We start from the raw sequence: 17,052 nt of genomic DNA, 5'->3' as shown, positions 1-17,052 counted from the left end.
TCGTAATGCGGAGGAGCGCGGCCTGATCGGCGGATTTTCGCCGTTCTTGTCGATGTTCCTCCGCATTATTTCAGAGTGTGTCGAGCCAGGCGAGCACGCTGGCATCGCGCTTCCAGGATGGCTGGCTGCCGGGTGTGGCTGGAACGGCGACCTTTTCCAGGGCTTTCCGCTTCGTTTCCAGATTGGCCCTGGCATAGTGGTTGGTCGTGTCGAGGCTGACATGACCGAGCCAGCTTCGGATGACCGTAATGTCGACGCCGGCCGAGATGAGGTGCACGGCGGTGGCGTGCCGGAAGGCGTGTGGCGTTACGTGCTTGGCACGCAGCGTTGGCATGGTTTCGGCCGCCGCCTTCACGTAGGCGGCGAGCTTGAACCGGACCCCGGAGGCGCTGAGCGGCTCGCCATAGCGGTTGACGAACAGCCGCTGGTCGGGCGCCCGTGGTTGCCGTTCAAGCAGTTTCCGCAGCAACATCACGGTTTCTGGCCAGAGCGGACAGATACGTTCCTTCCGTCCCTTACCGGTCAAACGCACGCAACTCGGGCTTTCGAACCGGATTGCTTCTGGGCAAAGGTCGAGCGCTTCCTGTATTCGTGCGCCGCTGTTGTAGAGGAACGAGAGCAGCGCATGATCCCGCATGCCCTCAATGGTCGAACGATCTGGCTGAGCGAGGATCGCCGTCACTTCCGCCGGATCCAGATAGCTCGGTTCCGACACCGGAGCGCGCTTGATCGGTATGTTGAGGATTTCCACGCATTGCGCGATCGATCCAGGATCCCTTGTGGCCACGAAGTGGAAGAAGCTGCGGATCGCCGCAAGCCGGCAGTTGCGCGTGCCGATCGTACCGCCACGGTCATGTTCGGCGTGACTGAGGAACGCGGCGACCTCGCTGGCGGCCAGATCGGCCAGCGTGATCATAGCCACCTTCTTCCCAGTACGCTGGGCGACGAACCGGAGCAACAACCGCCAGGTATCGCGGTATGATCGGACTGTATGGATGGATGCGTTGCGCTGCTCGACCAGCCATTCGTAGAAGAACGCGCGCAGCAGGGCCGGGAACCGGTCAACCTTGCTCATGGCCGCATCTCCTGCCCCATGCTGAGGCACGGTGCGCCAACTGCCCGGAACCGCTCATTCGCGTAATGCAGCAGCTCCTGCGTGACGGTGATGTAGACCAATGTAGAGTTGATATCCCTATGGCCGAGATAGGTCGCGAGGAACGGCAGGCGATCCTGCGGGTTGACACCCGTCCGGTACCATTCCAGGATTCTGTTCACGACCATCGAGTGGCGCAGGTCATGAACGCGAGGGCCCGCTTTTCCTCGCAATGGCTTCAACCCAGCGCGACGTATGACGTCAGAGAGCAACCACGTGATCATTTCCGGCGTGTAGTGACCGTCGCCTCGCTCGTGCCAGAACAAGCCGGAGCGCGCGTCCTGTGATCCACCGGCACGACGCCGTGCATCGACGTAGGCGCGAAGCTCGACTACAACGCTGTCGGGAAGCGGCAGTATCCGAGTCTTGAAGAACTTGGTCTGCCGGACGGTTACCGTACCGTCCCGCAGGTCAACGTCACCAAGATCGAGCCGGGCAAGCTCGCCGCGCCGCAAGCCTGCGCAATAGGCCAGCAGCAGCATTGTGTACATGCTCAGCGGCCGAAGCGGCACCCGTGGAGACGGATAGGTGCGGGCAACCTCGAGCATCCGCCGCACGTCGGCAGGCGAGTAGATATGAGCCTTTCGCCATTGCCTGGCCGCCTCCTTCCTCGGTCTCGGGTCCGGTCGCCGCACAGGTATCGACGGGTCGCGGTGACGAAGGATTTTCGCAAAGACGCGTTTGAGCTTTTCGCATTCCTCCACTTGGTGACGCGTGACATTCGTTGCCGCCCATCGATCAACCATGGCGCTCAGCGGTTCGGCCTCCGGTCCCGGATGCAGCTGCAGGAACCGGTCGAACCGCAAGAGCAACAGGGGCTGCGAAGTGTATTTGTATCCTCTGCGCCGCATCATCGCGACATGCTCAGCCATCATTTCGCCCAGCACGCTGCCGAACGGCCTGGGCTGGCGCAGTTCGGCGAGAGCCTGTTCCGGATCCCGCGACGCCAATGCCCGCCAGATGGGCATGCACTGCTTGATATTGCACGCATCTCGCAGAGCGGTGACGGGATTGCGTTCGATCGCGCCGATTTCCACCAGGCGTTCGAGGAACCGGTCAATGATGCGGGTGCGGTGTAGCCGCGTCGTCGCTGCCCAGCATTCGGCCGATTTACGCAGCCACGCAATCAGCACTTCCTGACCGAGTGCATCGTAACGTTCGGCCACATCCTGGAAGCCATGCAGGACCTGCCGATAACAGGCTCGGCTTTTCATGCTGTGCAGATCAAGGATCGCGACATGGCGGTCAATGATCGCGCGGTCGGGATCGGGCCAGCGGGCGGTCATGCCAGCACCTCCATTCCCGGCACGTCAAGCGCAATGGCCCTGAGGTCCTCGGTGGCGAGCTTGAGGTAGGGAGCCGTCGATCCCGTCGAACGGTGCCCCAGCACGTCGCCGATGACCTTTTGAGGCACCGCGACCCGCAACATCTCAACAGCGCGCGCATGGCGGAAGATATGGGGTCCACACTTACCAGGCGGTTGGACACCAGCGTCACGGAGCCACCGGCGAACCACGCTGTAAAGCTTGTCGAGCTTGCGATAGGGCGCGCGCGTGCGGAGGAAGATTTCCCTGGCGTCCGTCACGGGCCGCCCGGAACGCAGATAAGCAAGCAACGCTTCACCGACCGGCTCCATCAGGGGCAGCGATGTGCTGGCCCGCGTCTTGTGGTGGCGAACATGGATGGCTTCCGTCCGCCAGTCGATGTCCTCGATCCGCAGATTGCGGATCTCTCCAGACCGTAGCCCATATGTTGCAAGGAGTTGCAGGATTGCATGGTCCCGCAGCCCCGCTGGCGTCTTGTCCGCCCTCGCGGTTTCCAGCACCGCGGCGATCTGGTCTCGCTCCAGGATTGAGGGCACTCCTTCATATGCATAAAGCGTCGGAGCTATCACATGCCCTGACAGGTCCGTTGTGACGCGACCCGTGATGTGGAGATATCGCAGCAGCGAGCGAAGCCGCTCTGCGACAGACTTCAGCGAGCAGCGCGTCAGTTTCGGCGCGCGCAGATCCATGTAACGGTCTACGTCAACGACGCTCAGCCCCGCCAAGCCGCCGCTTCCGTAATCGATCTGCCAGGCAAGAAAGTTCCGGGCTTCCCACATCAGCGCTGCGACGCTGGAGCGAGCCAACCCGCGTTCCTCACGCAGCCAGATTTCGTATTCGTCACAAACTGCAAATCGGGCCACATCGGCCGCGCAGATAGGCTCGATTGCTGGCGGCCATTGACCGTGAGCAAGTCGCAACAGCGCATGAATTCCGGAGCGCGGAACCTCGTGCCAGCGTGCGCCGGGACGTCGACCACGCTCCTTTTCGAACTTTACGATCGCGTGCCGCAGGTATTGCTCTACCTGCACGTCGATCACGTCTGCGACCAGGATGCCCCGCTGTCCCAGATAATCGAGAAATCCAGATGCGTAGGTGCAGTAATTCCTCACCACGACCGGGCTGTATCGCTGACTGATAAGGGAGGAATTGAGTGCGGCAATTAGTTCGTGACGGATATAGGGCATTGGCGAGTCCTCTGTTGGTCGATTGACCCGCAGAGGTTCGGCACCGAATAATGCAAAGCAAGCCGATCGGAAAACAGCGAAAATCCGCCGATCAGGCCGCGCTCCTCCGCATTACGACGACCTCGTGATTAGTGAAGTTATGGCGAGGTGAGCATAACTTTACGAACGGCTTCACGTATTGGGGCGGCAGCAATCTGACGTCATGCCCGCAGGCCGATATCTCCCGCGCCCAGTAGTGCGCACTCGCACATGCTTCCATACCCACCAGGCACGGCGGACGTCTTTCAAAGAAGCGCAATACCTCGGCACGTCGTAGCTTCCGGTTGAATAGCGGAGTGCCCTCGGCGTCCGCGCCAAAAACTTGGAAAACGTGCTTCGCCAAGTCCAGTCCAATAGTGGTAACATCTTTCACGGAACGGTCCCTCCTTGTGGCGTTTGCAACAACGACCACGTTTTAGCACTTCGATGCTGTCGGAGCGGGCCGTTCCACCTCATCAAGGGTCGGCTTGACGCTTCGCGTGCCGCCCTCGGGGATTCGGAAAAAGTCCGAACGCCCTCGGGTGATTGCAGATCCGGTCAGACACTTCGGGCGCCTGTCGCGCGGGGGATGGTCCCCCGCCTCCAAAGACAGGAGCCGGAACCCATGTCCTATGCAGATGCCACCGCCTTCGCCGCCAGCCTCGCCACCACGCTGATGGTTTCGATCGTTGTGTTCCAGGCCGGAGACGGCACCCACGCCGCTTGCCCCGCCGCCGAGTTCGACGGCGACGACGACATGGTGAAGCTGGAGCTGGACCCGTGGGAGTAAGGCGCGAAAGCGCCTCATCCCCGACGGCCCGAGCGCGGAGACCCGCGCTTCGGGCCTTCAGCCTTGCGATGATCCCCATCGCCGGCAGCGGAACCGGGACCAAGCCCGGTCAGAGAGGAAGAGTGCAGGCCGTTCGGCCGTGACGGGTTGAGGGTCGGAGAGAGAGGCTCACCGGCGCCCGTCATGGAGTGATCCCGATGACCTTTGCCCGTTCAGAAACCTTCCGTTCCATCGGTCAGATTCTGGGTTCTGATGTTCTGCCCACGCTTTATCGGTCGCAAAAGCTGCCGCTGCGCATCTCGTGCCTCGGTGTGGCCAGCTATGACGCCAGTGACGCGGCGAACAGCTTTGACCGTATGATCCCGCTTGGGGAATGCCCATCACCGGAAGAGGCTATTCAGTTCGCGGCAGTGCGCCTGTCGCGCGGTGATATTTGCACGGGGCCGGACAGCTTCCCGTATTTTCAGCCGCGCATCATGCTCATTCAGGACCACGATCAGCGTCTGGTCCTCGCCGGAGAAATCCGCGCCGGCATTATCCTCTGGCAACAGCCAGTCGCCTCCGATGCCGAGGCACGCAGGATCGTGACCGAGGCCAGCGGCCTGCGCGGTATGGCATTCCGAGCCTTGGACGCCGGTGATGCGAGACGGCTGCGTTACCGAGCCGCTGCGCTGGAAGCCCGGCTGGTCGATCCCTTCTGGCGCGATGCCGCGGCTGATCTGCTCCGGCTGCCAAAGGCGGCCTGAGCTTCATCATTTTCACCCATTCGGCCCGGTCGCGCATCGGGCCATGTCCTCTCAGGAGACCATCATGGCCGATTATTTCACGCACTTTTCCTGCCTGCTTGACGTGGGCACCCCCGAAAACGCCGCCCGCGCGCTTGATCTCTACAACGCTCTGGCGGATGACAATGCTTCCGAAGATCCGCCATCGGACGGCTTCCTGCTCTCCATCCAGCCAGAACATGGCGGCACTCAGCTCTGGATGCGTGATGACGTCACCGGCGATCCCGCGCATGTCATCCAGTTCGTCAAACGCTGCGCCACCGAATTCGGTCTGACGGGTCTATGGGGCCTTCAATACGCAAACAGCTGTTCTCGGCCGAGAATCGACGGCTTCGGCGGCGGTGCCCATGTCCTCGATCTCGCCACCGGCGAGACGGTGGACTGGATCTATACCGATGGCTGGCTTTCCTCGGTTCTCGAAGGGAGAGATCCCTATGCCTGAGATCATCGAAACCACCGTCTATCGCCTGGGCGAATTGTCCGATGCGGCCAAGGACAAGGCTCGCGCCTGGTATCGTGAGGGCGGCTTCGACTATGACTGGTACGATGCCGTCTATGAGGATTTCCAGCGCATCGCCGAAATCCTCGGGCTGAACCTCAAGACCCGTACCGTCCGGTTGATGGGCGGCGGCACACGGCAGGACCCCTGCATCTGGTTCCGGGGCTTTTCCTCGCAGGGGGACGGCGCGTGCTTTGAAACCTGGTATTCCTACCGGAAACATGCGCCACGCCTGATCCGGGAATACGCCCCACAGGATACCGAACTGCATCGCATTGCCGATGGCCTTCAGGCGATCCAGCGCCGCAACTTCTATCAGCTTCGTGCCGATGCCAGCCATCGGGGCCATTATTATCACGAATACTGCATGTCGATCGTGGTCGAGCGCGACAGCCCGACCTGGCAGGACATGACCGCTGATGCCGAGGAGGTGATTATCGAGGCGCTGCGCGATCTGGCTCGATGGCTCTACCGCCAGCTTGAACGCGAATATGATTATCTGTCCTCGGACGAGGCTGTCGATGAAACCATCGCCGCCAATGAATACACATTCACCGAAGCCGGTCGCCGCTTCGGATGATCCTGAGAAGACACTGCCAAGCGCCCCGCCGTCCGGTCGGGGCGCTTTTTTTATGCTGCGTTTTGAGAGTCAGAGGCGGGCCGGGAGGAGTCAGGTCCGGGTGGTCGAAAGAGAGCGCCGTTCGGGCTTGTCCTTCCCGCTCTCCTGAGGTTCCCGACATGAACATGGTTTTCCCCGTGGCCGATCCGGTCACGCCGCTGGCGGCTGCGCCCGCGATCCTGGCTGCGGCCAATCTCCTGCTCCCCCATCTCGAACGCGGTCAGCGCGTCGATGCCGCTACCTTGCGCGGTGCGATGGAAACGGCCTTCGGTGCGTCCGATGCTACCGGCACCTGGGACTGGAAGCTGGCCTATGAGGCGTGTGAGGTCTCTACCGTTCTCTTCCTGCGCAAATACGGAAAGGCGCTTTTCCGTAAAGCCGCTTCTCCGGCTGCACGGATTTCCGTGCTGGCAAAGATCGCGGGGCTGTTGCCCACGCAGACCCGGCGCTCCGAGGAAAGCCAGAACTTCCAGCAGTTTTCGACGCCGATCCCGCTCGGACTTGCAGCTCTGACGGCCGCCGCGATCATGCCTGATGACAGGGTTCTGGAACCCTCGGCTGGCACCGGCCTTCTGGCGATCCTGGCGCAGACCATAGGCGGCTCGCTGATCCTCAACGAACTCGCTGATACCCGAGCCGATTTACTGTCCTCGCTCTTTCCGGCCTTCGCCGTCACCCGGTTCGACGCCGCCCAGATCGACGATCATCTGGCCGCAGATGCCGTCCCGTCCGTGGTGCTGATGAACCCGCCATTCTCGGTCATGGCCAATGTCAGCGGACGTGTCGCAGATGCGGCCTACCGCCATGTTGCCTCGGCGCTGGCCCGTCTTGCTCCGGGCGGTCGGCTGGTGACGATCACCGGCGCTGGCTTTGGCCCCGAAGCTCCGGCCTGGCGGGAGGCTTTCATCCGCTTGCAGGCGCGTGGCCGTGTGGTGTTCACCGCCGCCGTCGATGGTGCGGTCTATGCAAAGCACGGCACCACGATCGACACGCGGCTGACCGTGATCGACAAGCTGCCCGCCGACGACCCGACCAGTTTTCCGGCCTCACCGGGGATCGCGCCAGATGTTGCCACGCTGATCGGATGGGTCGAGGCGCATGTTCCTCAGCGTTCGCCGGTGTCGTTGCCGAAGGTCGTGGTGCCCGCTTCGACCACTGCGCCGAAGACCGTGCGGGGCTATCTGGCCCGCGCGACAGCTGCGCGGCCTGCCGCTGCTCCCGCTAACGATCCCGAGTGCGTCGAACTCGCCTATAAGACCGTGGACTGGACGCCACCGGAAGGCGCTCGCCTGTCCGACGCGATCTATGAGGAATATGCGCTGCAATCGCTACGCATTGCTGGCGCACAGCCGCATCCGACCAAGCTGGTGCAATCTGCTGCCATGGCCTCGGTCGCACCGCCGAAGCCGTCCTACCGGCCCATGCTGCCCGCCGACATCTGCGCGCGTCTGTCGGACGCCCAGCTTGAAACCGTGATCTATGCCGGGGAAGCCCATGCCGATCATCTCGCCGGCGCATGGACCGTGGATGAGCATTTCGACAATGTGAGCGCCGCGCCCGAGGATGCTGCCGGATCGATCCGCTTCCGCCGCGGCTTCATGCTCGGTGACGGAACCGGCGCTGGCAAGGGCCGCCAGTCCGCCGCCATCATTCTCGACAACTGGCTGCGCGGACGCCGCAAGGCGATCTGGATTTCCAAATCCGACAAGCTGATCGAGGACGCGCAGCGCGACTGGTCGGCGCTTGGCATGGAACGGTTGCTTGTCACGCCTCTGTCACGCTTTCCGCAGGGCGCAAAGATCACGCTGTCGGAAGGCATCCTTTTTACCACCTATGCCACGCTACGCTCCGACGACCGGGGCGAGAAGGTTTCCCGCGTCAAGCAGATCGTCGAATGGTTGGGGTCCGATTTCGATGGAGCCATTATATTCGACGAGAGCCATTCCATGCAGAATGCCGGTGGCGGAAAAGGCGAACGCGGCGATGTCGCCGCCTCGCAGCAGGGACGTGCGGGCCTGCGGCTCCAGCACGCGCTGCCCGATGCCCGCGTGGTTTATGTCTCGGCAACCGGGGCCACCACAGTACACAACCTTGCTTATGCACAGCGCCTCGGTCTCTGGGGCGGTGAGGATTTTCCGTTCCAGACCCGCGGCGAGTTCGTCGAGGCGATTGAGGCCGGTGGCGTCGCGGCGATGGAGGTGCTGGCCCGCGATCTGCGATCTCTCGGCCTCTATACCGCCCGCTCACTCTCCTATGATGGCGTCGAATATGAACTGATCGAGCATCAGCTCACGGACGAACAGCGGCACATCTACGACTCATATGCTGCCGCCTTCGCCGTGATTCACGGGAACCTGGACGCGGCGATGGAAGCCGCCAATATCACCGGCAGCGAGGGCACGCTGAACCGGCAGGCGAAATCCGCCGCCCGTTCGGCCTTTGAAAGCACCAAGCAGCGCTTCTTCGGCCATCTGCTGACCTCCATGAAAACCCCGACCCTGATCCGGTCCATCGAGGCCGATCTGGAAGCGGGCCATGCCGCCGTCATCCAGATCGTCTCGACCGGCGAAGCCCTGATGGAACGGCGGCTGTCCGAAATCCCGACCGAGGAATGGAACGATATTTCCGTCGATGTCACGCCGAGGGAGTATGTCGGCTCGTATTTGCAGCATTCCTTCCCGGTGCAGCTCTATGAGCCGTTTACCGATGGCGAGGGCAACCTGTCGTCACGCCCTGTCTTTCGCGATGGTCAGCCGGTGGAGTGCCGCGAAGCCGTGGCGCGGCGCGACGAGATGCTGGAGCAACTCGGTTCGCTTCCACCCGTGCCGGGGGCGCTCGACCAGATCGTCCAGCGCTTCGGCACGGATATGGTGGCGGAAGTCACAGGCCGTTCGCGCCGGATCGTGCGCAAGGGTGACGGAGCATCGGCACGTCTTGCGGTCGAGAACCGAGCGCCTTCTGCCAATCTTGCCGAGACTTCGGCCTTCATGGATGACCAGAAGCGCATTCTGGTTTTCTCTGATGCCGGTGGCACCGGACGCAGCTATCACGCCGAACTCTCGGCAAAAAACCAGCGGCTGCGCGTGCATTACCTGCTGGAGCCGGGCTGGAAGGCCGATGCCGCCATTCAGGGGCTGGGCCGCACCAACCGGACCAATCAGGCGCAGCCGCCGCTGTTCCGGCCCATCGCCACGGATGTCAAAGCCGAGAAGCGCTTCCTTTCAACTATCGCCCGCCGCCTCGACACGCTGGGCGCGATCACCCGCGGCCAGCGCCAGACCGGCGGTCAGGGGCTGTTCCGTCCCGAGGACAATTTGGAATCCGCCTATGCCCGCGATGCGTTGCGCCAGCTCTATCTGCTGATCGTGCGCGGCAAGGTCGACGGCTGCTCGCTCGAACGGTTTGAATCCGCCACCGGCCTGAAGCTGATGGACAGCAACGGTGTGAAGGATGAACTGCCGCCGATCACCACCTTCCTCAACCGCCTGCTGGCGCTGACCATCGAGTTGCAGGGCATCCTGTTCTCCGCCTTCGAGCAGCTTCTGCAGGCGCGGATCGATGGGGCCATTGCATCGGGCACCTATGACATGGGGCTGGAAACGCTGAAGGCCGAAAGCTTCATCGTCACAGACCGGCAGGTGATCCACACCCATCCGGGCACCGGGGCAGAAACCCGGCTCCTGACCCTCAACGAGCGCAAGCGAAATCAGCCGGTCTCGCTCGATGCAGCCCTGGCGGAACTGGATGATCTGCGTGCAAGATTGCTCATCAACGAGCGATCCGGTCGTGCCGCCGTGCAGATCCCGACCACCAGCGTCATGCTGGATGATGGCGAGATCGAACGGCGCGTGCGGCTGATCCGGCCCATGGAGGCGATGAACATTCCGGTTCGGGCGATGGGCGAAACCCACTGGATCGAGGCCGACCGTTCCGCCTTCACCGTGGCCTGGAAGGCGGAACTGGCCGAGGTGCCGGAGTTCACCGACAGCATCCTGCATATGGTGACGGGGCTACTTCTGCCAATCTGGAAGCGCCTGCCGCAGGACTCCTCCCGCGTCTATCGTCTCCAGACCGACGAGGGCGAACGCATCATCGGTCGCCGGGTATCGCCGGCATGGGCTGCCAATGCTTCGACCAGTGGCGTCACCAGCAGCCTGACACCGGATGCCGCCTATGGCGCGCTGATCGAAGGTCGCACGATCCTCGATCTCGCCGAGGGGCTGCAACTGCGCCGCGTCCGGGTCATGGGCGCCAACCGGATCGAACTGACCGGCTTTACTGACGCGATGCGCGACCGGCTGCGAGCCTATGGCCTCTTCAGCGAGATCATCTCGTGGAAACTGCGCTTCTTCGTGCCTGTCGATGCAACGGGGCCGGCGATCACAGGCAAACTGCTTGACCGCTTCCCGGTTGAACACATCGGTGAGCGGGAGGCCGCATAATGGCGCGTCTCAACGCTTCCGAACTGGCGCAGCGTCTCGGCCGACAGGCCGAGGCGGTGTGCCGTCACTATCTTTCGAATGGTCGCAAACAGGGCAACTACTGGCAGGTTGGCGATGTCCGGAACACGGCTGGCCGTTCCATGTTCGTCCGGCTGCACGACAGCGTGAAAGGCATTGCCGGTAAATGGCAGGACTCGGCCACGGGTGAATATGGCGATCTGCTGGACGTGATCCGGGACTCGCTCGGTCTGATCGACTTCGCAGACGTTGCCGAAGAAGCCCGGCGTTTCCTCAGCCTGCCGCATCCTGAACCGCAGCCGCCATCCCGTCCGTCCCGAACGCCAGCACCATCGGGATCATCCGAGGCCGCACGCCGCCTTTGGCGCATGACACAGCCGCTGATCGGCAGTATCGCAGAAGCGTATTTACGCGGACGCGGCATTGCGGATTTACGCCAGACCGCAAATCTGCGCTTCCATCCCAATTGCTACTGGCGGCCCGAGGACGATGGCCCGACCGAAACATGGCCCGCCATGATCGCTGCCGTCACCGACCTCGATGGCAGGATCACCGGCGCACACCGCACATGGCTGGCCCCGGACGGTTCCGGCAAGGCACCTGTCTATCCGCCGAGGAAGGCAATGGGCGACCTGCTCGGACATGCGGCTCGTTTCGGTGATGCGCAGGAGGTCATGGCAGCAGGGGAAGGTATCGAAACCATCCTGTCGCTGCGTCAGGCTCTGCCCACCATGCCGATGGTTTCCGCGCTCTCGGCCGGACACCTCGCTGCCATCCTGTTCCCGCCGCACCTGCGCAGGCTCTATATCGTCCGCGACAACGATCCGGCAGGTGACAGCGCCCGCGATAGCCTGGTGGACCGGGCGCACGAGGTCGGGATCGAGGCCATCACGCTCTCGCCCATGATGGGGGACTTCAACGAAGATCTCGCAACTTACGGGCTGGATGCCGTTCGGGCAGCGATCCGGGTGCAAATCACTCCCGAGGATGTCAGCCGCTTCATGGCTTCAATCGCATAGCCGGTACGGGGCCGTGATCGGGCCATTCCGATCCTGTCATGCGCATAGGCTGCATCCTGTCATCAGCAGAGGACCGCGCCTTGGCCTTCTAAGAGGGCGATCGGCCCACAAACGCTCCGGTCAGGCAATGGCGGCGCCCGACTGATTTCCGTCGGCGGGCAAGCCCGCCTTTACAGCGCGAAACAAATCAGCCGGGCTTTGCCATCAAGGCCCTCGCCAGAGGCTCGCGCTGCCAGACCGGAGCGCCCGTGAGCTTTCGTCGCCATGCAGGCCGCGACGGTCGCGGTCCAACTGACGGAAGCATCCCATGTACGCGCACGACGATTTCGAACCCGATCACAGCACGTCCCCGACCGGTCACGCCATCGAAGAACTCGAACTCTACGGCTACCGCCCCTCCGAAGACGAGGCCGACCCCCGGATCACACCCGAAGATCACGTCATCCAGGGCGCAGTCTCCGACATCTTCGACGCCCTGATTTCCACCATGGCCGACACCAGCCTCGATTTCGACCTCGACGAGATCCTGTGGTCCACCGTCAACACCTTCCACCGCGCTGTCGAGCGGATCGAGACCAAACTCGACGATAACGAGCAGGCACAGAAGCGCCTTCAGCGTGAACAGGACGGCAGCGAGGTCAAATCCGTCCAACTCGAAACCCTGATCGGCGCGGGCCAAAGCCTGATCGAGCGCCGCGACAGCATGGAAACCTTCCGCGATACCGCCGCCGACATCTATCTGCGCACCACCGGAATGCCCTGGTCGCAACGCTCCGGTTCACGCGTCAACCATCGCCAGATGACCTCGGCCATGATCGACAGCCGCGACTTCATCGCCGCAAAACGCCGGGCCGACAACGAAGTGCTACTACCCGCCGGACCAAAGATCGCCTTCTCGGGCGGTGACACCACCGATCACCGGACAATCTGGGCCAAGCTCGATCAGGTCCACGCCAAGCACCCGGACATGGTGCTGATGCACGGCGGATCGCCCAAGGGCGCGGAACGCATCGCGGCCACCTGGGCCAATAACCGCAAGGTCGCACAGGTCGCCTTCAAACCCGACTGGGCAAAGCACGCCAAGGCAGCACCCTTCAAGCGCAACGACCAGATGCTCGGCATCATGCCGATCGGGGTCATCATCTTCCCCGGCACGGGCATTCAGGACAACCTGGCCGATAAGGCCCGCAAGATGGGCATCCCGGTCTATCGCTTCGAGGCCGGCAGCGCGTGAGCGCTGCCGGCTCGGCATAATGCCATTGCGCACTACTGCAAGAGCGCCAGGTCCTCCCAGCGAATGCGGAGATAGCGGCCTGAGCGCTTTGGCAATTGCTTGCGGCTGACCATTCGCCCGGAGACCTGGAACTCCGCATTTATTTTGACCACGAGCAACTTGCTGAAATGCCTGGATGTATCCACCATCACCACATCCTTACTCTTGAAAGGCGTGATGGTTTTGATCTCGACGTGATCGTTTTCGAGCCTGCCATCCGAGCCCTGCGCGTAGGTCTTGTTCAACTTGATGCCGTAGGTAATGGCACCGAACAATTCACCGATGTCGCCATACACGGACAAATGCAGGCCAGTCTCCAGATGGTAGCTCTCAGCGAGTGAGATCAGGTCCTCAAAATACGGGATCATTGATCGGATGGCGTTTGGATACTTCGCTCCCCACTCCTTGTGACGAAGCTGCTCATCGATGTCTGACCAGCTTACCCATTCGCCATCGTCGTAAAATGCTCGATCTGACCAATCGATTTCTGCCATAGACTTTAACCCGCAGCCTTCCACCCAACAATATAGCCACCGTAGAGGTAGAGCCGATACTGGTCTACCAGACGCATCAGCTTTCTTGTTCAAGCGGCGAGTTTACAGAGAGGCTTGACCTTACAAACTATCTCATCTCGCCCGGTGAGAGAAACGCTGCTATTCTGTGGCTGCGCCGTGGTGGTGGTGGAAGGCGCAACCGTCCAACCTTTTGCACGGAGGCACCACCATGATCGTTCTCGGAATCCTCGTTTCCATCGCAGCCATCGGCACCATGTGCTGGCTGCTGTTCAATCTCGCCGTATTCGCTTTGCCGTTCTTTATTGGCCTGAATGCAGGCGCCTGGGCCTATGATACTGGGGCTGGCTGGCTCGGCGGCATCGTCGTTGGTCTTCTCGCCGCCGGTCTGACGCTGGCTGTTGGTCAGGGCCTGCTCATGCTGATCCGCCCGATCTGGGCGCGTCTGCTGATTGCTCTGGCCTTCGTCGCTCCGGCGGGAATGGCCGGGTTTTACGCCACGCTCGGTATTGTCAAGCACATGATGCCCTCGGAGACATGGCAACTCATCTTCTCGGTGAGCGGAGCGGTTGCGGTGGGCGTGACGGCGTTCCTGCGCGTTGCGGGCATGGCGGCAACCGACCACGCGGACGGCGGCTTTGCACGAACCTGAACCGCAATGATCCGTTGATGGGGACCAGAAGCGGATGCGGATCGTCTTCCGTCTTCGTCAGGAAAATGGTGACAGACAGCGGCCAATCACCGGATCAACCTGGGGCACAGACGCGGCCCATAGGAGCGCAGGACGGTCGGCACCAGCGCGTGCAAACTGACGGGAACCCGCGTGTGGTGGCATGCCGGTGGAACAGGCCGGAAGCAGAGATGCGCATGATCTGAGACGCAGGGTGACAGGAAAGGCCGGTGTTGCCGGTCAGGTCATCCTGATGGAGCCTCAAGGTTGCCACGTCTCCGTTCAGCCCCCGTGTCTCGACCGCTCCAAACGGCCTCTTCAATGGCCTGATCTGGCCGAAGAGCAGCGCGATGCGCTTCGACCGCTTTAGCGCAACAGCGTCGTCACAACTTTCTTCCCCTGCCGGCAAAGCCGACATTCCGCGCGGAACAAGAAAGTTTCTCCTGTGCTGTCCAGCCCCTTTGGGGTGCGCCAGCGTTCGTCTCCGGCCGGTCGATCGCCATAGAGGCCGCAATGGTGCGGGCTCGGAAACGGAAAACGGAGACTTAAAATGGCAACCATCGGCACCTTCAAGAAGACCGGATCGAACGAATTCACCGGCGACATTGTCACCCTCAGCGTCCAGGCCAAGGGCGTGCGCATCATCCCCGACCTGCGCGCCACCGGCGAGAACGCCCCCAGCCACCGGGTCCTGGTCGGCCGCGCCGAAATCGGCGCCGCCTGGTCCAAGCGCTCCAACGAGGGCCGCGACTATCTGGGCCTCAAGCTGGACGATCCGAGCTTCAACGCCCCGATCTACGCCAACCTCTTCGATGACGAAGAAGGCGAAACCTTCTCCCTCATCTGGTCCCGCCCCAACGGTCGCCGCGGCGACTGAGGCGCGGAACAAAGGCTCCGACCGCTAGGTCGGGGCCTTTCCCGTGCCCGCGGGAAAGCCGCCAGGCCCGGTGACCTGTCCGGGCTGGAACTGCTCAGCCGGTCAGGATCGGGATCATGGTTTTCACATGGGCGTCGATCCGTTCCAGCACGAGCGGGGGGACCGCCTCGCGTTCCGGCAGTGTCCACCATTTCGCATCAATCCGCCGCACCGTCTCGACAACGGCCTTGAGCACGGCTGGCTCGGGAAGCCTTGCCCGATTGGCAAACGTCTTCCAGCGGGCCGGAGCCAGGCCCTTGAAGGCTCGCTCGCCGCCCAGAGACAGCGCCAGCCCATCTGCCGGAATATAGGGAACGGTCGAAAGCATGTCGTAGATCGGTGCAAGAGCGGGCGTGTCGCCGTCGCCCGGATAGATCAGTGACCAGTTCTTGAGGTGCATGTCGCCATTGCCCATGACCACCGAGAAGGTCAGCCGCCGGACAAACTCCAGCGCGGTGAACGGCGAGATCGCAACATTCAGCACAGAGGCGATGTCGTGGGAGGCGGCGCCATCATATTTGCGCGCCGGGTACAGGCCGAAAACCTGCGCGAAATCCTCGATATGGATGCGCTGCCCGTCTGCCCCGCGATCAAAACGCCGCACGAGCAGGACCAGCCCCTCGGCAAGTGTTTCGAACTCTTCGGGAATCCCCTCGAACTGGTCCCGGCTGACCAGTTCGCGCTCGGGCACGTCCATGCCGATTGCTTCGGCAAGCGCGAGGTTCGCGAACTCGTTTTCCGAAACGCCCGGAAAGGCGGTCGATGGGAATTTCGCAATATACTGGCCCTCGTCATCCCCAAGCGGCAAGGTCAGTCCACCGCCCTTGCCCGTGTTCTTCATCACCGAGAGCTTCATCTGCACGCCTGCCAGCGAGAAGCGGGCCTTGGGCCGCCCTTGGGATGGCACCGCCCCGATGCCGGGTTGACCGTCACTGGGCAGCACCCGAACGGCACCCGGCAGATCCGCGCCCAGAGCTGCCAGGAGATCGAAATCATTCCCCGGCCGCACATTGCCCGCATGGTGCTTTTCCATCGCCTCGCGTAGCCGGTCTTCGGGCAGCAGGTTGGCAAAGAAGGGCGGCAGGCTACCTGCGACAGGTCGCGGATCCTTGCGCAGGCCCCCTGATGCCGCGCGCAGGGACAGGCTCAGAACCGGAATACCGCCGGTCGCGCGATAAGCCGGATCAAGGCTGAAGGCGTTGAAATCCCCCGGCGTCCTGACGATCGTGCCAACCTTCGCACTGTTTAGGAACACGTCCAGCGAGGTAATCGTCTCAGCGGTACGGGCGGCTGTCATCGTCGCTCTCCGGTTGTGGGCTGAAGGCGGGATGATCGTCCTCGGCATCGGGGCGCAAAAGCGCTTCGATGGCCGGCACCATTGCCTGCGGGACCAGCATCATTTCCAGCCCAAGCGCTCTGGCAATGTTGATCAATGTCGTGGTGCGCGCAGCCGCTGCTCCCGTCTCGATGTCGCGGTAGCGCGGGCGCGAAATGCCGGCAAGATCGGCCACTTGCTCCTGGGTCAGCCCCGCTGCAAGACGCGCGCGGCGAAAATGGTCGCCGATCAGCCCCAGTGTTTCTGCTTCCGCCTTCATGTGATGCCTTTACGGATCATTCCTGATGTATTGATCTGGATAGGTATCACACTCAGTATAGAATGCAACGAAAATGATCTCCAAACGTATCACAATCATTTCCCATGGAGCGTTTGGAGATCATCTTATGCTGGTCGGCACTACGGCCAGCATAAGTGCTGCAATTGCGGCATGCAGGCGAATCAGTCGGGCTGTATGCTCAGCCGTGCAAATAACGCCCTGGCCAGATTC

Annotated in this window: 15 protein-coding genes and 1 pseudogene; 9 read left to right on the top strand and 7 right to left on the bottom strand. The window is 62.3% G+C overall.

Annotated features, from left to right (window positions below; all coding sequences use genetic code 11):
* Positions 1 to 70 precede the first annotated feature (70 nt).
* The 4 genes and pseudogenes from K0P03_RS25665 to K0P03_RS25650 form a co-directional block, all read right to left on the bottom strand.
* Positions 71 to 1,075, bottom strand: coding sequence for a site-specific integrase (locus tag K0P03_RS25665; protein ID WP_269704331.1), 1,005 nt, complete (start codon positions 1,073 to 1,075; stop codon positions 71 to 73).
* A complete protein-coding gene (locus tag K0P03_RS25660) occupies positions 1,072 to 2,439 on the bottom strand; it encodes a tyrosine-type recombinase/integrase (protein WP_272790526.1) in 1,368 nt (455 codons plus the stop codon). Before K0P03_RS25660 ends, K0P03_RS25665 begins: the two co-directional genes overlap by 4 nt.
* Positions 2,436 to 3,665, bottom strand: coding sequence for a site-specific integrase (locus K0P03_RS25655; protein WP_269704327.1), 1,230 nt, complete (start codon positions 3,663 to 3,665; stop codon positions 2,436 to 2,438). The genes K0P03_RS25660 and K0P03_RS25655 overlap by 4 nt, the downstream gene beginning before the upstream one ends.
* Positions 3,666 to 3,822: 157 nt before the next feature.
* A pseudogene (locus K0P03_RS25650) lies at positions 3,823 to 4,077 on the bottom strand (IS110 family transposase); the annotation flags it as partial.
* Between the two features lie 231 nt (positions 4,078 to 4,308).
* Here K0P03_RS25650 and K0P03_RS25645 point away from each other — a divergent pair.
* The 7 genes from K0P03_RS25645 to K0P03_RS25615 all read left to right on the top strand — a co-directional run bounded on the left by K0P03_RS25645 (position 4,309) and on the right by K0P03_RS25615 (position 13,089).
* On the top strand, positions 4,309 to 4,473 hold the full coding sequence (locus tag K0P03_RS25645) for a hypothetical protein (RefSeq protein ID WP_010335706.1): 165 nt from the start codon (positions 4,309 to 4,311) through the stop codon (positions 4,471 to 4,473).
* Between the two features lie 197 nt (positions 4,474 to 4,670).
* On the top strand, positions 4,671 to 5,219 hold the full coding sequence (locus tag K0P03_RS25640; RefSeq protein ID WP_272790998.1) for a hypothetical protein: 549 nt from the start codon (positions 4,671 to 4,673) through the stop codon (positions 5,217 to 5,219).
* A gap of 64 nt (positions 5,220 to 5,283) precedes the next feature.
* Complete coding sequence (locus tag K0P03_RS25635) at positions 5,284 to 5,700, top strand: hypothetical protein (protein WP_272790997.1); 417 nt, start codon at positions 5,284 to 5,286, stop codon at positions 5,698 to 5,700.
* Complete coding sequence (locus tag K0P03_RS25630) at positions 5,693 to 6,337, top strand: antitoxin of toxin-antitoxin stability system (protein ID WP_272790996.1); 645 nt, start codon at positions 5,693 to 5,695, stop codon at positions 6,335 to 6,337. The genes K0P03_RS25635 and K0P03_RS25630 overlap by 8 nt, the downstream gene beginning before the upstream one ends.
* A gap of 158 nt (positions 6,338 to 6,495) precedes the next feature.
* Complete coding sequence (locus K0P03_RS25625) at positions 6,496 to 10,818, top strand: strawberry notch family protein (RefSeq protein ID WP_272790995.1); 4,323 nt, start codon at positions 6,496 to 6,498, stop codon at positions 10,816 to 10,818.
* Positions 10,818 to 11,855, top strand: coding sequence for a DUF7146 domain-containing protein (locus tag K0P03_RS25620; RefSeq protein ID WP_272790994.1), 1,038 nt, complete (start codon positions 10,818 to 10,820; stop codon positions 11,853 to 11,855). The genes K0P03_RS25625 and K0P03_RS25620 overlap by 1 nt, the downstream gene beginning before the upstream one ends.
* 307 nt (positions 11,856 to 12,162) lie before the next feature.
* Positions 12,163 to 13,089, top strand: a complete 927-nt coding sequence (locus K0P03_RS25615) for a DUF2493 domain-containing protein (RefSeq protein ID WP_272790993.1) — start codon at positions 12,163 to 12,165, stop codon at positions 13,087 to 13,089.
* Between the two features lie 32 nt (positions 13,090 to 13,121).
* Here K0P03_RS25615 and K0P03_RS25610 read toward each other — a convergent pair whose 3' ends face one another.
* Complete coding sequence (locus tag K0P03_RS25610) at positions 13,122 to 13,622, bottom strand: hypothetical protein (RefSeq protein WP_272790992.1); 501 nt, start codon at positions 13,620 to 13,622, stop codon at positions 13,122 to 13,124.
* Positions 13,623 to 13,851: 229 nt separating this feature from the next.
* Between K0P03_RS25610 and K0P03_RS25605 the strand changes: the two genes are divergently transcribed.
* Complete coding sequence (locus tag K0P03_RS25605) at positions 13,852 to 14,292, top strand: hypothetical protein (protein WP_272790991.1); 441 nt, start codon at positions 13,852 to 13,854, stop codon at positions 14,290 to 14,292.
* 568 nt (positions 14,293 to 14,860) lie between these two features.
* Positions 14,861 to 15,187, top strand: a complete 327-nt coding sequence (locus K0P03_RS25600) for a DUF736 domain-containing protein (RefSeq protein WP_038146388.1) — start codon at positions 14,861 to 14,863, stop codon at positions 15,185 to 15,187.
* A gap of 94 nt (positions 15,188 to 15,281) precedes the next feature.
* Here K0P03_RS25600 and K0P03_RS25595 read toward each other — a convergent pair whose 3' ends face one another.
* Both K0P03_RS25595 and K0P03_RS25590 read right to left on the bottom strand, forming a co-directional pair.
* Positions 15,282 to 16,523, bottom strand: coding sequence for a type II toxin-antitoxin system HipA family toxin (locus tag K0P03_RS25595; protein ID WP_272790990.1), 1,242 nt, complete (start codon positions 16,521 to 16,523; stop codon positions 15,282 to 15,284).
* Positions 16,501 to 16,821: a helix-turn-helix domain-containing protein gene (locus K0P03_RS25590; protein ID WP_272790989.1), complete on the bottom strand. Its 321-nt coding sequence runs from the start codon at positions 16,819 to 16,821 to the stop codon at positions 16,501 to 16,503. Before K0P03_RS25590 ends, K0P03_RS25595 begins: the two co-directional genes overlap by 23 nt.
* Positions 16,822 to 17,052 lie beyond the last annotated feature (231 nt).

The sequence above is a fragment of the Shinella sp. HY16 genome (assembly GCF_028534175.1).
Taxonomy (GTDB): domain Bacteria; phylum Pseudomonadota; class Alphaproteobacteria; order Rhizobiales; family Rhizobiaceae; genus Shinella.
This window is presented reverse-complemented; position numbering and strand designations above follow the sequence as displayed.

What these genes read in the sequence shown, in the direction of transcription:
- K0P03_RS25610 (WP_272790992.1), bottom strand. Translation starts at nt 13,622, where the DNA reads ATGGCAGAAATCGATTGGTCAGATCGAGCATTTTACGACGATGGCGAA.
- K0P03_RS25590 (WP_272790989.1), bottom strand. Translation starts at nt 16,821, where the DNA reads ATGAAGGCGGAAGCAGAAACACTGGGGCTGATCGGCGACCATTTTCGC.
- K0P03_RS25625 (WP_272790995.1), top strand. Translation starts at nt 6,496, where the DNA reads ATGAACATGGTTTTCCCCGTGGCCGATCCGGTCACGCCGCTGGCGGCT.
- K0P03_RS25630 (WP_272790996.1), top strand. Translation starts at nt 5,693, where the DNA reads ATGCCTGAGATCATCGAAACCACCGTCTATCGCCTGGGCGAATTGTCC.
- K0P03_RS25660 (WP_272790526.1), bottom strand. Translation starts at nt 2,439, where the DNA reads ATGACCGCCCGCTGGCCCGATCCCGACCGCGCGATCATTGACCGCCAT.
- K0P03_RS25665 (WP_269704331.1), bottom strand. Translation starts at nt 1,075, where the DNA reads ATGAGCAAGGTTGACCGGTTCCCGGCCCTGCTGCGCGCGTTCTTCTAC.
- K0P03_RS25605 (WP_272790991.1), top strand. Translation starts at nt 13,852, where the DNA reads ATGATCGTTCTCGGAATCCTCGTTTCCATCGCAGCCATCGGCACCATG.
- K0P03_RS25640 (WP_272790998.1), top strand. Translation starts at nt 4,671, where the DNA reads ATGACCTTTGCCCGTTCAGAAACCTTCCGTTCCATCGGTCAGATTCTG.
- K0P03_RS25635 (WP_272790997.1), top strand. Translation starts at nt 5,284, where the DNA reads ATGGCCGATTATTTCACGCACTTTTCCTGCCTGCTTGACGTGGGCACC.
- K0P03_RS25645 (WP_010335706.1), top strand. Translation starts at nt 4,309, where the DNA reads ATGTCCTATGCAGATGCCACCGCCTTCGCCGCCAGCCTCGCCACCACG.
- K0P03_RS25600 (WP_038146388.1), top strand. Translation starts at nt 14,861, where the DNA reads ATGGCAACCATCGGCACCTTCAAGAAGACCGGATCGAACGAATTCACC.
- K0P03_RS25655 (WP_269704327.1), bottom strand. Translation starts at nt 3,665, where the DNA reads ATGCCCTATATCCGTCACGAACTAATTGCCGCACTCAATTCCTCCCTT.
- K0P03_RS25620 (WP_272790994.1), top strand. Translation starts at nt 10,818, where the DNA reads ATGGCGCGTCTCAACGCTTCCGAACTGGCGCAGCGTCTCGGCCGACAG.
- K0P03_RS25615 (WP_272790993.1), top strand. Translation starts at nt 12,163, where the DNA reads ATGTACGCGCACGACGATTTCGAACCCGATCACAGCACGTCCCCGACC.
- K0P03_RS25595 (WP_272790990.1), bottom strand. Translation starts at nt 16,523, where the DNA reads ATGACAGCCGCCCGTACCGCTGAGACGATTACCTCGCTGGACGTGTTC.